The 15,527-nt window shown below is 38.0% G+C and carries 12 protein-coding genes and 1 rRNA gene; 7 read left to right on the top strand and 6 right to left on the bottom strand.

Going from position 1 to position 15,527, the window contains the following annotated elements; translation table 11 throughout:
• The first annotated feature begins 110 nt into the window (after window positions 1-110).
• From I6E80_RS00065 to I6E80_RS00035, 7 genes are all read left to right on the top strand, one after another.
• The gene (locus I6E80_RS00065) at window positions 111-1,781 is read left to right on the top strand and encodes a phosphoethanolamine transferase (RefSeq protein ID WP_197184489.1); all 1,671 of its coding nucleotides are present in this window, start codon (window positions 111-113) and stop codon (window positions 1,779-1,781) included.
• Window positions 1,778-2,149: a diacylglycerol kinase gene (locus I6E80_RS00060; RefSeq protein ID WP_024605310.1), complete on the top strand. Its 372-nt coding sequence runs from the start codon at window positions 1,778-1,780 to the stop codon at window positions 2,147-2,149. Before I6E80_RS00065 ends, I6E80_RS00060 begins: the two co-directional genes overlap by 4 nt.
• Window positions 2,140-4,119 carry an LTA synthase family protein gene (locus I6E80_RS00055; RefSeq protein ID WP_076925338.1) on the top strand — a complete coding sequence of 660 codons (1,980 nt, stop codon included), beginning with the start codon at window positions 2,140-2,142 and terminating at the stop codon, window positions 4,117-4,119. Before I6E80_RS00060 ends, I6E80_RS00055 begins: the two co-directional genes overlap by 10 nt.
• A 63-nt stretch (window positions 4,120-4,182) precedes the next feature.
• A complete protein-coding gene (locus I6E80_RS00050) occupies window positions 4,183-4,857 on the top strand; it encodes a response regulator transcription factor (protein WP_197184488.1) in 675 nt (224 codons plus the stop codon).
• The gene (locus I6E80_RS00045) at window positions 4,838-6,274 is read left to right on the top strand and encodes a HAMP domain-containing sensor histidine kinase (RefSeq protein WP_076925336.1); all 1,437 of its coding nucleotides are present in this window, start codon (window positions 4,838-4,840) and stop codon (window positions 6,272-6,274) included. Before I6E80_RS00050 ends, I6E80_RS00045 begins: the two co-directional genes overlap by 20 nt.
• 49 nt (window positions 6,275-6,323) lie before the next feature.
• Window positions 6,324-7,202, top strand: a complete 879-nt coding sequence (locus I6E80_RS00040) for a TraB/GumN family protein (protein ID WP_197184487.1) — start codon at window positions 6,324-6,326, stop codon at window positions 7,200-7,202.
• 68 nt (window positions 7,203-7,270) lie between these two features.
• Window positions 7,271-7,462: a hypothetical protein gene (locus I6E80_RS00035; protein WP_182779468.1), complete on the top strand. Its 192-nt coding sequence runs from the start codon at window positions 7,271-7,273 to the stop codon at window positions 7,460-7,462.
• On the opposite strand, the gene I6E80_RS00030 is transcribed toward I6E80_RS00035, so the two are convergent.
• The 6 genes from I6E80_RS00030 to rrf all read right to left on the bottom strand — a co-directional run bounded on the left by I6E80_RS00030 (window position 7,452) and on the right by rrf (window position 15,321).
• Window positions 7,452-8,864, bottom strand: coding sequence for an ATP-binding cassette domain-containing protein (locus I6E80_RS00030; protein WP_197184486.1), 1,413 nt, complete (start codon window positions 8,862-8,864; stop codon window positions 7,452-7,454). The two genes, I6E80_RS00035 and I6E80_RS00030, sit on opposite strands and share 11 nt — an antisense overlap.
• Before the next feature lie 345 nt (window positions 8,865-9,209).
• Window positions 9,210-10,937 (bottom strand): response regulator, encoded by a 1,728-nt coding sequence (locus I6E80_RS00025; protein ID WP_197184485.1) that lies wholly within the window; start codon window positions 10,935-10,937, stop codon window positions 9,210-9,212.
• Between the two features lie 127 nt (window positions 10,938-11,064).
• The gene (locus tag I6E80_RS00020) at window positions 11,065-13,398 is read right to left on the bottom strand and encodes a fatty acid cis/trans isomerase (protein WP_197184484.1); all 2,334 of its coding nucleotides are present in this window, start codon (window positions 13,396-13,398) and stop codon (window positions 11,065-11,067) included.
• Window positions 13,395-13,757 (bottom strand): hypothetical protein, encoded by a 363-nt coding sequence (locus tag I6E80_RS00015; RefSeq protein WP_197184483.1) that lies wholly within the window; start codon window positions 13,755-13,757, stop codon window positions 13,395-13,397. Before I6E80_RS00015 ends, I6E80_RS00020 begins: the two co-directional genes overlap by 4 nt.
• 86 nt (window positions 13,758-13,843) lie before the next feature.
• Entirely contained in the window at window positions 13,844-14,638 is a 795-nt protein-coding gene (locus I6E80_RS00010; protein WP_197184482.1) for a VOC family protein, read from the bottom strand.
• Between the two features lie 568 nt (window positions 14,639-15,206).
• Window positions 15,207-15,321: ribosomal RNA gene (rrf, locus tag I6E80_RS00005) — 5S ribosomal RNA — on the bottom strand.
• Window positions 15,322-15,527: the final 206 nt, after the last annotated feature.

The following is a 15,527-nucleotide window of genomic DNA, read 5'->3' as shown; positions in this document are numbered from 1 at the left end:
ATTTTTATAAATAAAATTATTTATCACCTTCAGGTAATGCGTAGGTTCTCTTAAGCGACTCTTAAGTGTTGTTGCATAGCATGGCGTTGTTATTTTAAACGAGCCTAAATATGAACGTAATTAGTCAAACACCAGCACAAAAAAAACCAAACCGTAGCAAACGGTTTTACATTCACTGTAGTGCAAATGCCTTTGTAGTGATGATTGCCTGTTATTACTGTTTAGTTATAAACATTCCTTTTATTCAAGGTTCGTTTAGCGCCATAACCTCTCTTGCATCTTTTTCGTGGCTATTTTTACTTTCAGTGCCACTGCTTTTGTTATGCCTTTTAATTATTTTCTTTTCAATAGTGTCGGTTAGGTGGTTACTAAAACCAATTAACTACCTTTTACTGATAATTTCGAGTGCCGTGCTTTACGGCTCATTAAATTACGGCGTCGTGTTTGACTATTCGATGATTCAAAACACGTTCGAAACAGACTCAAGTGAAGCGCTGAGCTATTTAAATCCGCAGCTCATAGGCTTTCTACTGCTGTTTTGTGCGCTACCTGTTTTTATATTAAGCAAAGTAAAAATACACTTTACCCGCCCTCACCAAGAAGCGATTAGTCGTATAAAACTTATTGTAGCGTGCTGCTCACTAATTGCTTTAGTGGTCGTAAACTTTTACGCCGACTACGCAGCCACTGGCCGCAATAACCGCATTTTAAAAAAAGAACTCATCCCATTTCAGTATCTCTCTAGCGGTTATAAATATATGCGCGATCAGCTGCTGTATACCAATATGGAATTTAAAAATATAGATGCAACACCCACTCTTATTGCGCCTAACACCACCAGCGTAACAGTTATGGTTGTTGGTGAAACCGCACGAGCAGAAAACTTTGCTTATCAAGGTTATGGGCGCAACACCAACCCTTATACACAAAAGCATAATGTGACGTATTTTAATAATGTGGTGTCTTGTGGCACCGCTACTGCAGTGTCTGTGCCGTGTATGTTTTCACTGCAAACACAAGATAACTTTGATCGATTAGCAGCCGACAACCAACAAAACCTGATTGACTTAGCACAACAAGCTGGCAGTGACGTACTGTGGGTTGATAACAACAGCGGCTGTAAAAACGTATGCACCCGTGTTGTTAATATTGATATACCAACCACCCCATCAGCGCTTTGCGATGGGAAATATTGTTTTGATGAAGCACTGCTTGCTCCGCTTAAGCGCAAACTCGCTAATTTAAGCCAAGCTAATACCGTTATCGTCCTACACATGATGGGCTCACACGGACCAACCTACTTTAAACGCTACCCAAATAAATTTAAGCAATTTACGCCCACGTGCGACAGAAGCGACATTCAAAACTGCTCACTCGATGAATTAGTTAATACCTACGACAACACAATTGCGTACAGCGACTTTGTTAACGCCCAGGTAATTGAGCAATTAAAAGCGCTGCCAAGCAATATAGATAAGCAGTTTTTATATGTCTCTGATCATGGTGAATCACTTGGCGAAGCTGGGGCTTATTTACATGGTTTTCCGTATAGCTTTGCACCTAGCACACAAACGCATGTTCCTCTTTATATGTGGGCTGATGAGCATAATCAGCGCATTACCAATACCTGCTTGGCTAATTTAGACACCACTGCTGCACGCTCACACAACAATATTTTTCACACCCTTTTAAATTTAATTGGCATTAAAAGTAAAACGTATCAGGCATCACTTGATTTACTTGCTAGCTGCCAAACAACACCAAGCGAAATAAAACTATGAGCAATAAAACCGTTATAAAACGCCAAGGCTTAATGCGCCTTATTTTTACCTTAAGTCATTCTTTTAACGGCTTAAAATGGATGAGTCGATTTGAAGCAGCGTTTCAACAAGAGCTAGCACTGTTTTCGTTACTCGGTGTGTTTGTGTGGCTACAAGAGATTGCACTAAGCGATAAATTACTGCTTATAGCCAGCCTGCTTTTTGTATTGTTTGCTGAGCTGGTAAATACGGCAGTTGAGGTTGTAGTTGATAGAATTGGCAGTGAATACCATGAGCTTTCGGGGCTAGCTAAAGATATTGCCTCTGCAAGCGTGTTTATAGCCATGCTAATTGCCGCACTTATTTGGTGGGCTGTGTTATGGGCATAAAGCTAACTTTTATACCTAAAATAACGAGGCTAATATTTAAAGTAATACCTAAAATACAAAATGCACTTGGCCCTGTATGGATTTTAGTTGTATTTGCTGTTTTAGCACTTAGCTTTTTAACACTTGCTCGCTTTGGTTTAAGTGTATGGCAAGGGGAGCGTGTATTTGGATCGCATGCGTGGGTGTCTATATTTATAGGTGGTTTAAGAGTTGATATAGCCACTCTAAGCTACATTATTATGCCCGCATTACTACTTACTTTACTGATGCAAAGCGTAGGTTGGCAAAATAAAGTACGCGGCCTCATTAAAATTTATTTAGTGACGATGTCTGCTTTACTTGTTTTTTTTGAAGTGATTACGCCTACGTTTATAAACGAGTACGATTTACGCCCAAACCGCTTATTTATAGAATATTTAATTTATCCTAAAGAAGTCTCAAAAATGATTTTTTCAGGCTATAAGTTAGAAGTATTTATTGCTGTTATAACACTTATTTTAAGCTGTAAATTTGCAAGTAAAGTATTTAGTAATCAATGGCAAAGCAAGTCATCACTAACAGGCTTAAACCAATCAATTTTAGCGCTCGTTTTAGTATGCTTAACTATTTTAGGCGCCCGCAACTCATTAGGGCACAGACCACTTAACCCCGCCATGGTCTCGTTTTCTACTGATCACTTACTTAACGACTTAACCCTTAACTCACTTTATAGCGTCGCGTTTGCAGTTAAGCAACTTTCTAATGAGCAATCAAGCCAAGACTATTACGGTAAAATGCCCACCGATGAATTGCTTAGTATTGTGCGTAGTAACATGCAAAATACGCAAGCCGCATTTAGTGATGTAACTGCCCCTACAAAAACGTTTCATGGCGCAAGTAATACAGGTAAACCCAAAAATTTAGTCATTATTTTACAAGAAAGTTTAGGTGCTCGTTATGTAGGCACGCTTGGCGGTTTACCACTTACACCTAATATAGACGCCCTTTATAAACAAGGCTGGGGGTTTGATAATTTATACGCTACGGGTACACGCTCTGTTCGTGGGATTGAGGCGGTAATTACAGGGTTTACACCAACGCCTTCGCGTGCGGTTGTTAAGCTTGATAAATCACAACGCGACTTTTTTACCATTGCTGATTTTTTAGCGAAGCAAAATTACAACACGCAGTTTATTTATGGCGGCGAAAGCCATTTTGATAACATGCGAAGCTTCTTTTTAGGCAACGGTTTTAAAAGTATTGTAGATACAAATAACTTTAAAAAAATAGACTTTAATGGCTCGTGGGGCGCATCAGACGAAGACTTGTACGACCAAGCCGACATAGAACTTACTAAGCTTAAAAAACAAAATAAACCCTTTTTCAGCCTTATATTTTCAAGCTCTAATCATAGCCCGTATGACTTTCCTGACGATAAAATAACGCTGTACGATAAACAAAAACAAACCCGTAATAATGCTGCCAAGTATGCCGATTATGCACTAGGCACGTTTATCGAAAAAGCTAAAAAATCGAGCTACTGGGATGATACTGTATTTATAGTTATTGCCGATCACGACTCGCGCGTATCTGGGGCGAGTTTAGTACCGGTTGATCACTTTAAAATCCCGGCCGTTATTTTTGGTAAAGGTATTACCCATAAACGAGATAGCCAACTAGCCAGTCAGCTCGATATTCCTGTTACTCTACTGTCTTTAATTGGCGCAAGTGGTAAGCACCCTATGATAGGTCATGATTTATCAAAGCCAATTAGCGGCAACAAACAACGCGCAATGATGCAATACGACAAAAACTTTGCCTACATGCACGATAATAAAGTAGTGGTGTTACAACCACAAAAACCAGCAACCACCTATACGTATAGCAATAACCAGCTTGTGCCATGTGAAAACGATGAGCAACTAGTTAAAAAAGCCCTAGCTCACGCGAACTTTGGTAATTTAGCTTATACAAATGGTTGGTACCATTAAGAAAGTGACTTGATAATAAAGCCTTGTTAAAGTAACAAGGCTATTTTTATAAACCGAGTAAACATGAAAATCCTCGTTATTGAAGACTCTGAAGCATTAAGACGCAGCTTGCAAGTTGGCCTTAGCAACCTTGGTTTTACCGTAGATGAAACTAGTGATGGCTCAGAAGGGTTGAGTATGGCACTGAGTGGAAACTACGACCTCCTCGTACTTGATTTAATGCTACCGAGCGTTGATGGCATGAGTATTTTACAAGCACTGCGCAGCAGTAATAGCCAAAGCCGTGTGCTAATTTTATCGGCACGAAGTGAGCCTCAAGATAAAATTAACGGCCTTATGAAAGGCGCTGACGATTATTTAACTAAGCCATTTTCGTTTGAAGAACTCAATGCTCGTGTCCTTGCATTACTTCGTCGCGGTTCACTGCAAAACCAACAAAATACCCTTACCGTAGGTGATTGCGTATTAGATCTGTCACTTAAAACTCTTCACTACAAGCAACATGCCATTGAGCTCACGCGTAATGAATACAAAATAATAGAATGCTTATTTAACGCCCCAGAGCGAGTATTAGGGCTCGAGCTTATAAGTGAAGCCGTGGTAGGTCAGTTTGATATGCTCTCTAAAAATGCGCTTGAAGCACACATCTCAACCATACGTAAAAAAGTAAGACAGATTGATGGCGAACTCCCGATAAAAAACAAACGTGGATTTGGTTATGTCGCAACAACAAAATAAAAGTCACTCAATAAAGCGTAAACTCGTTAATAATATTAGCGCTGTGATCTCAGTTATTTTATTCACCATATTTTTAACCGTTGATTTAAGTGTTGATACTTGGGTGGAAGATCAGTTTAATCAATCTCTAACTAACAAAGCTAACTACTTAAAAACCTTAGTTGAAGATGACAACAACGTGGTTGAATTTGATTTTGCTGGTGAGTTTATGTCGGAGTATGAAGCAGCCGATGCCACGGAGTTTTACCAGTTATGGCATGGCAGTGATGTGTTTGAGCGCTCGGACTCATTAGAGCTTTATGAAAATGCTAACCTGCCTTTTTTAGAAATGCCGATAAACGAATCTAAAATTATAGATTACGAGCTTCCTAACGGGCGTGATGGCCGCGCACTTATAAGTCACTTTGTAGCCCAAAAAGACGATAGAAACCCTACTCATTCTGCTGTTTTTAATACCATGACTCTTGCGATTGCAGCGCCCACCGCCGAACTTAATAAAGTATTGATTATTATTGATCTGGTTTTTATTTTAACCTGTGTGCTTGGTGTGTTTGGTGTGCGCTATTTAGTGACACGTATTGTAAATAAAGGCCTACACCCGCTACACAACTTAAACGACCAAATTAAGTTACTCGATATTACCGGTGTTGCGCAAACAATAGAAAGCGACTTTAAAGTAGAAGAAATAGAACCTATACGTAACGAGCTAAATAAGTTTATTACCGTTAATCAGCAACTCTATAGTAATGAAAAACGCCTAACAAGCGACATTGCACACGAGCTTAAAACCCCAATAGCTGAACTAATAAGCCTCTCAGAGGTGGCTATTCGCTACCCTGACGATAAACGCATTAGCGACACCTATACCAGTGATGTGCTTAATATTTCACAGCGTATGAAAACGATTGTTAGCAACCTATTACTGTTGCAGCGCTCAAGTAGCAGTGCAATGCAATTAAATGCACAAAATATCATTCTAAATAACCTAGTAAATCAAATTGTTGATGAGCTGACCTTTAAGCACCTAAGTATTAAAGCGCGTTTAAATAATGAGATAACTGACGAGTTTACACTTAATGCTGACGAATTTAGTTTAAATACCATTTTATGTAACTTAATCGATAACGCACTATTTTATGGACTCTCTGAGGCACCAATTAAATTAACTGCCGTAAATAACAGCACAAACATGACCATCTCTGTTAGTAACAAAGTAAATAAACCACTAAGTAGTGAACAGCTCACTGCTATTTTTGACCCGCTCTATCAGCTAGATTCATCTAGAACTAATAACCAGCGCCATGGTTTAGGATTATCAATTGTACAGAGCTTATGTAACTTAAATGGCTTTACTATTACGGCCAGTAATACCGAAAGCAATACGCTAACGTTTATATTAACGTTACCTCTGAAGTAAATTTAGGTTAGTATTTACACTACTAATTTTGAGATTTTAAGGACAAACCATGAATGCTCTTATCCGTGTTAGCCACTTTTTTATTGTGGCATTACTTATAACATTTAGCCTTAACAGCTATGCAGCTCCTGCTTTATATAAAATAGAAAAAAATGGCGTCAGCTCTTACTTGTTTGGCACTGTACACGTTGGTGATGCCAGCATGAAAGGCTTACCTAAAAATGTAACCGATGCAATTAGTGCAAGCAAAGAAGTGATTGTTGAAGTTGATATAAGCAAACTTACTCCCCTTGAGATGCAGCAGCGCTCAATGCCATTTATGGTGCTAAGTGACGGTAAAACGTTGCAAACTGAGCTTTCAAAACAAAATTATACCAAGTTAAAAGATTACTTTGCTAAAAAGTCGATTGATATTGCTATGTTTAATGGCTTAAAGCCTTGGGCTGTTATGGTGACTATGATGCAAATTGAATTTCAAAATGCAGGTTATTCGGATAAAACCGGCATAGATAAGCAAGTGCTTAGTTATGCTAAAGAGCATAATATTAAAATTGGCGAGCTTGAAACCCTAGAGCAACAACTACAAATGTTTGATGGTATGGCACTATTAAGCAATGAAATGATTGAAGAAACCTTTGAGCAACTCGCCGATATTAATACTTACTTTATCAAGTTAGTTAATGCGTGGAAAAGCGGTGACATGGACACACTAACCGATTACTACAACATGAGTTTTGATGACAGTAATTACGGTGAAATTAGCGAGCAAGTAATGCTAACTAACCGCAATAATAATTGGGTTAAACAACTCACACCGCGCTTAGCAAACGAGCAGCTATTTATTGCTGTAGGCGCCCTGCATTTACCTGAAAAACACGGTCTAATTAAACAGCTTCGAGATAAAGGCTTTAGCGTTACTCGTCTTTAGAATTAATGGCCCCAATAGAGCTTACGTAAACAAACTCGCTAAGTAAGCTCATAATGTTCAGGTAAATTATGAAACGTTTTCAATTTGAGATTTTATTTTTTCTCACGATGCTTTTTATCAATGGAATATATTACTACCAAGAGGGGCATTTTAAACCAAGTGGTGGGTTAATCCTTGCCTCTATTTTTATTGCAATTGAAATTGTTATTTATTTAATACAAAGCATTAATAAAAAATATAAAAAACGAACTAACACCTAAAGTCTTCCATTTTTAAGTAGCTCTCTATCCCTTTAATTTTGTCTGCCGCATGATGATTTACATAAATCACAGTACTTGTGTTGGCAGCACAAATCTTCTCTATTAATAGCAGTACACGTTGCCTGTTTGCTTCATCTAAGCCTAAGCAAGGTTCATCTAAAATAAGTAACGTTGGGTGCTTTACCATAGCTCGCACAATTAATAACATACGCTGATCGCCGTACGAAAGCTGGGTGAATGAGGTGTTTTGTTTATCACTTAAACCAATAAATGCCAGCCACTGCTGAGCAATATTAATTTGTGCGTCGCTCGGTTTTTGATATAAACCTATGCTGTCGTAAAATCCTGAAATAACAGTATTTAAAGCCGATATACTTACGCGGTAATCCATATGTAGCGCGTTAGATATAAAACCAATATGCTGTTTTATATCCCAAATACTCTCCCCTGTTCCACGTTTAAAACCGAACACTTCAATGTCATTGTTATAACACTGTGGGTTATCACCTGTTATTAAATTTAATAAGCATGTTTTACCTGAACCGTTCGCTCCACTGAGCTGCCAATGCTGATGCTTTTTTATAGTCCAATTGAGATTTTTGAATATGCTTACGTCACTATAACTAACTTTAGCATTACTCAATTTAACTAAGGTATTACCAGTGAATGCCTTTTGCTCTTGCTCGGTATCAGGAGATGGCATATCCAATGAAGTATGTTCTAAATGAAGTAGTTTTAGTAAATCACTCAATTGCTCACTACTTGGCTTTGCCAAAGTATGTAACAAGCAGCCTTGGTTTACATAGCCATAGTGAGTAATGAATGAAGGGATTTCGTCTAAGCGGTTTAGTACAAAAACAAAAGTAATTGTTTGGCTAAGTTCTATGAGTATTTTATTAAGTTGCTGGCACGATTGTACATCGAGTCCATGAAATGGCTCATCAAGCACGACTAAGTCACTATGGGAGCTGAGTGCTTTTATAAGTAGGAGTTTACGAGTTTCTCCCGTTGAAAGGTCTCTAAAATGCCTATTTAGTAATGAGCTAAATTTAAATAATTCTATTAGCTGCGCTAATAACTCATCATTATTACTATGCCCTGTAAAAATAAGGTCTTTAACGAGGCTGTGCTTTTCATGCTCTAACTCTTGGGCCAGTAACTGTTTATGCGAATCAGAAGACACGAGTATAAGCTTATTAATACTACTTATACGCTTACCAGTTTCGCACTTAGCCTCACCAACTAATGCAGCTGTCAGGGCAGATTTACCAGCTCCATTAGCACCTAAAAGTAACCAATGTTCTCCTAGGTTCACTTGCCAATCTAGGTTGTATATAGCGTAACGGCTTTTACCTTGCCCTTGTAAATAACCATTGAATTGCTCAAGCGTAATTGACTGCACTAACTTTTCCTAATAAACCTTAAAACAGTAAGTTAACGTATATTAAAAGTGCTTAGCAAGCTTGTTATCTGCAAAATTAATTTATTTCACTAGGGCGTATTGATCTTTGTGGATTGAAATTTGTTCAATCTAGGGGCGATTAAATCGCGGCGCGAGGTTTGTAACCTAGTGGGCTAAGTCAAAACCGAGTAACAAAGAGTTAATCGTCCCTAGAAAGAACCCAATGGGCAGCGCATGTTTGGTATTTATGCTGCGTTATCGCCTATTTATGGGGAATAACCACGCTACATAGGCTCTGCCTTGCCTAAAAACCAAACAGTCTGCTGCAAATTCAACTACCAAAGATCAACACGCCCTAGCAACGCTAATACTATTTAATGCATCTTCAATTGCTTGTTTATTTATTGGTTTATGAATATGAAGGTTAGCCCCGTATTTATAAACTCGCTCCATATCTTTTTGTGAGGTGTTTGCTGTTATAACAATAATTGGCGTTACCTTATTAAGTTCAGAGCGTATTTTTTTAATCGCCTCAAACCCATCCATTACTGGCATATTTAAGTCCATAAAAATAATATCGTAGTGATTTTTACATACCATGTCGCACGCCACTTGGCCATTTTCAGCGCAATCATAGGTTAAATTTAACAAAGTAAGTATTCTGGTCAATAACATGGTATTTAATGGGTTATCTTCTACAACTAAACATTTTAGTTTGTTATTTATTTTACGAGATTCTGGGAGATCTTTACTGACGATTATTGGTAAACTCAACGATACCAACGCTCCATGGACTTCATTATTTTTAAAAGTAATTTCGCCGTGCAAAGCTTTTACAACATACTGAACCCGAGTGAGACCTGTTCTTAACCCTTGGAAGTGGTTTGTTTGTTTAAATGAATCAAATTCAAGCTCAGTAATCTCTTTCGAAAAACCACAGCCAGTATCACTTACCGTTACACACAGCTCGTCATTAAAGAGCTTAGCAGATACAGTAATTTTACCTTCAGTCGTAAACTTAATAGCGTTACTAATTAACTCTGTTAATGTGTGCTGAAACCGTTGATGATCCAATTTACAGACAAAATTTAACGACTCATCTAAATAACTTACTAGTTTAAGACCTTTTTGCTGACAAGCATGCTCGTAAGCCATTAGTACTTTATTACACGACTCTAGAAGGTTTTCATCATTTAAATGCGGTACCCACTTACCAGCGCTTAAAGCCTGCAAGTCTTGTAATTCATCTAATATAGCTATTAACCTAAGCGCGCAATAGTTAGCTTGGGTTTTAACGCTTTGCTGTTTATCAGAAACCTCTAGTTCTTCAATAGATGTTATAAGACCCTGTAAAGGTGTTCTAAATTCGTGACTAGCTCTGGCAATAAAATGTTCTTTATTTTGACTTGTTTGATAAACAAAATCTTTTTGTTTTTGTAGCTCTAAAAGCGTGTCTGAAACCTCTTTTTCCATTGGTATAAAAACAAACCTTAGCTCAACAAGTAGCAACGCCATTGCCAATAACCAGCATAGTATCTCTAGGTTGGCGACCCAATTTACTTTTTTAACAGCTTGAGATTCAAATAAGCTCACTGCCTTATCAAGCTTTGTTAATAACGTTTCAACATGCTCTATTGAAAATAGAGACTGGTTTACCTCACCTTTTTGATACAAAAGCCTTTCAGTTTGTTCTACATATTCTAATACGGTCTTATCCAAGCCAGTAGTTGCACCAAAATATAAATCCACTAATGCTGAATCTAAATAAATGTATTCACCATCAGAATTTTTTGTTAATAATGTTTGGTGGGATTTTTTAAATGTATTGAGAGATTTCTCAAGCGATTCAGTATGAAGTGGTGAGTAATTACTAATGTTGAGTATGGCATTGCTATGCCACGCTATTTTTTGCGACAGCATTCTTTGCTTACCAGCAATATTAATAACTTTTGCATCGTACTTTTGAACGGAGAAGCTATATTGTAACAATAGAGCAGAACCACTGATTAGAAGAGCAATAGTCAATAACGCCCATCGATATCGCTTTCTAACACTTTTAATAATATCGAACATGCAACAGCCTGTTTTTTATTTAAGTGTAGACTAATTTTATAAAACAAAAAATCAGTCAGAGTAATTATGTTTTTAAGTTAATAAGCAATAAAAAGCCCAGCAAAAGCTGGGCATATTAAGGTAAGCGTTAACGGTTCTCTAATCGATTATAATCAAACATTCCATATTCTATACCTCGATATTTTTTAGCCGTTTCGTGCAATATATCGCTGTATTGCCAAAACTGTGGGTGAGTGCGGCGAATACCATATTTACTTTTTAAAGCGCGATAATCAGCTTCAATTTGCATCATTGGTAATTGCTCAGTAAAAGCATTCACTTGTTGCTCATTATTTAAATACCAAATAGACGCCGGGTAATCTCCAATAAAGCCGGGGACTATTGTAGCTGTATCTTCATTATAAGCACGCTGCCCATCTTCATTTAACAAACTAGATATATTGTAGTGCGCGTTATGATGGATAATGGTGTAAGCCTTATGACTATTATCGGCTTGCTTAACTAATACAAAAGACAATTGTGGTAATAAATTGATCGCTTTTGCTGGCATGTTATTTATTATACTTAACTCTTTAGAAACTTTAGTATAATCATATTGCTCACTTAATACAGGCGCTAAGGCTTCTTTCATCAAGGTATATAGCTCATGCTGTGGATCATCAGTTACATAGTTAATACCACTGGGCTGGCTAAATTCTCGGTTACTTTTAAAGAACTTAGATAAGTCAGGCGGTGAATTACGGTACCACTGCTTTTTGATTTGATTACGCTTGTGCTCAGGTAATAGAGCTAAAAAGTTTTGCTCCCCCTCTAAACGTAAAAAGTCCATATACAAACGTGTAACTAATTGATGGCCTATATTTCCGTATACATCAAAGCCTGCCACAAGCAAATAATGAATACGTTCGAATAACGCATAATCAAGTATCCAAGTGGTTTTAGGCTCTTGACCAATAAAGCCTTTAACAACGGTTGCACTATCAAAGTGGCGGAAAATAGTCAGTGCAGCATTTTTATTATGCCCATCACCTTTCCAAAGCAAGTCAGTTGTAAGATGCTCACCACCTTTGAACATTTCGTTAGCAAGCTCAACTTTTGCCTGTAAATATTTTTTCTCACGAACTGAATATTTAACCCAGCTAGAAATAGGTAACGCATTACTTTCTTCTGCAGCAGGAAGTTCTAACGCTTCCTCATGTTGCATTAGCATTTCACCTACAGCAGGAGTCGCAACCTTATCAGGATCAGCAAACGCCACCCAAAAGTGATCGTTTATAACATTTAAAGCAATCTGACCACGACAAACAGGCCCTTTTATAAAGCCCATAATAATTAACTCTGCTTCATCAAGCATAAACTGATATTTAGACTTAATAGGGATCACTTCGAAGGTTTTAAAAGGATTAGAAGCCGACTCTGCTTTATAGCTAGGCATTTGCGTGACAGTATAATCTGGCGCAATAAACTGCTCGTATAAACGCAGTAACTTAGCTTCATTAAGCTCAAGCGGTAAATGCGTTTTAGAAAGTATTGTTGTACGCTCTTGCATAAAGCGATAATAAACACGGCTAACTTTAGGATCGTCATATGGACGACGCGTATTTATTAACTTTATTGTCTCACCAGGAGGTGTACTCGAGCGAACGAGTTTAAAAAAGCTTTGTGGGTTCTCTGATGTAAAATAAATATGGGCTAAAAACCAATGCTCATAAATATAACGTGCTGATAACTGATACTTTAAATTATCTTGATTTAAAAAGGCCTCCCAGCCTTTTATTTTATTCTGATCATATTCACTTGGAGGCTTAACGTGTGACATTTTACCGCCACTTTTAAGCCAGTTCTGCAAATGATTAAACTCTTCGCGCGAAACCCCAGGTAAGCCATAAGGCATACCACCATGAGGTTGCTCGTCAGCTAATCGGTCAAACTCTCCCATTGTCGCACAGGTTTGCGAACGCCCTAATGAAAAATCAAATTCATCATCTAAAATCTCATTAGCTGGTAATTCATAACTTTGCTTTAGCACTAAACTATTAAATAAAACGCTACCCGCTAAGTTAGCCTCTTCACTTTGCACGCGCTCATTTAGCACTGGGGTAAAGTTTTTTTCTCGCCATTGTTGTGTATTGGTTGCATCAAACAATAAACGGCTTGGGGTCGTTGCCAATAAACGAGTTCCATCGTAAACAAGCTCTTTACTCAAACCTCGGTCAATACCTTCAGGGGATGAGAGCTTAAGCTGGCAAGGTGCGTCGTAACAACCATGGCAAACAACGCAGCGGGTATCGAGTACTGGTTTTACATTTTGTAAAAAATCAGCTCCAGCAAGAGTAGAATGTGGAACGATACGCTCTTGCGCTTGTTCAGGTCCAAATAAATCATCGTAATGTGCATTACCTAGGTAAGCACAACCACTAAGGATAATTAATACAAATGTACTTATTATTATTTTTTTCATTCGTCCTCGTCACCTAAATCAAAGGTGGGCATCATATCCATTTGAGGAGAAACGAATGTTTTCTGACTTTCTGTATTTAAAACAACACTTAAAAGAGGTCCATGCGTTAATGTTATCTGCGCATCATGCTCTTGCTCTAATATACTTAAATACAGAGAATCCGTTGTAAGCAATTCATAACCACTAACGGTAATAGCTACACTGCTATCTTCACTTGGATTTTGGCAAATTTGAGCAAGTAACTCATCATCAAGTCCAATTGATATTTCAAAATCAGGCTGCTCTAAATCTCTAGAGCTTAATGATTCATCTAATAGAAATAAAGGAAGGGTTAAATTGCTATCTTGTTCAAATTCCATTGCGTTCTCTGCACTTTCTGACGATTTAATTGGCGCGTATTATAGCAAACTAACGAGTAAATTAACGCTAAAGCTAATTTAGTTGTTTAAACGTCATCCATAACAGATTCGATCACCGAAAATACCGCACCTTGAGAGTCGCATATAACACTAAAACGACCAACTTCGGGGATATCTGTTGCAGGAACACATACTTGCCCACCTAAGCTAGCGGCTTTATTTACTGCCGTATCGCAGCTCTCTACTGCAAAATAAATCATCCAATGAGCAGGAATATCTTCGGGCCAGTCGCTTGTCATCTCAAGCATACCGGCAATTGGCTGTCCATCCACTAAGAATAAAGTGTAGTCCATACCTTCCATTGGCTTTATTTCACTTTCCCAGCCTAGTAAAGCACAGTAAAAGTCTCTACTTACTTTACCATCTCTGGTTGCTAACTCATGCCAATAAGGCGTGTTTAATTCACCTAAGTGCTTAAAACCTTTATGCTCATTGCCTTGCCATAGCGCTACAGTTGCACCTACAGGATCTTTTAGCATCAACATTCGGCCTGCATTCATAACATCATGAGGACCTGCAATAACTTCAGCACCCAGTTCTTTTGCTTTTAGAGCACAGTCATCAACATTATCGACGGCAATGTAAGCCAACCAATGACTTGGGATCCCTGCACTAATTTGCTCTTTAGGCATTTCATACATAGCGGCTATATCATCACCTTGCTTTTGTAGCATGGTGTAGTATATGTTTTCTCCAATAGGTTGATCGTCATATCCCCAATCAAATAATGATGTATAAAACGCCTTACCATCTTTCCAATTGTGCGTACAAAGTTCTGACCAACAAAAAATACCATGCGGATGATTATCAATTTCACTCATTGTTAAACCCTTATTATTCTAATTTTATCTAAACGAGCTCTGTCACATTTTATAAACTACATAATTGAACAGATCATAAATTGAGATTAGAGCAATAACTAAGCGGAGTCGATAAAAGAAGGGCAAAAAATTCGTTATTCAGTTGTTTCATACATGAGGTTTTTAACGTATTTAGCGTCAGGTTTAAACCCTCAAATTGATTAAATATTATTGCTGATTGATATAAATGATTTACTAAGAAGTTCTTCGTTCTAGAGGAATCCCTGAATCAATTTTTTGCAGACGTAAAAAAGCCCGACTCTTTCGAATCGAGCTTACTACAATTTGAGGTCGGTGCGCTACGCAGTAGGATGTCATGGTGCCCACCGCAGTAAAAAGTCACAGTGAAATGCTACATACTTATCGGCGTGCAGAGATATTGAGGGCTTTTGGTGTGATTCTAGCGTCGGAAGTCGCTTCGCTCGCCCTACGTGATAGGTGTTGATGTGAGTGTTAACTGCGCGCATTTTACTTTTCTGCAGACGTAAAAAAGCCCGACTCTTTCGAATCGGGCTTTCTACGATTTGAAGCCTGGTAATGTCCTACTTTCACATAGCAAATGCTACACTATCATCGGCGCTGTTTCGTTTCACTACTGAGTTCGGCATGGAATCAGGTGGGTCCAAAACGCTATTGTCACCAAGCAAATTTGGGCGTTAATACGTATTTCTACGTACTAACTGAATTTGGAAAATATCTGATAATATTTTTTAAGTCTTTCTTAAGTAATATCTACTTTAGTTATATTAACTTCTTCGCTTGTTTCACTATCACATAAAACGCGTTTGGCGTTGTATGGTTAAGCCTCACGGGTAATTAGTACAAGTTAGCTTAATGGCTCACACCACTT

This window comes from Pseudoalteromonas sp. NSLLW218, from assembly GCF_015864775.1.
Taxonomy (GTDB): Bacteria; Pseudomonadota; Gammaproteobacteria; order Enterobacterales; family Alteromonadaceae; genus Pseudoalteromonas.
This window is presented reverse-complemented; position numbering and strand designations above follow the sequence as displayed.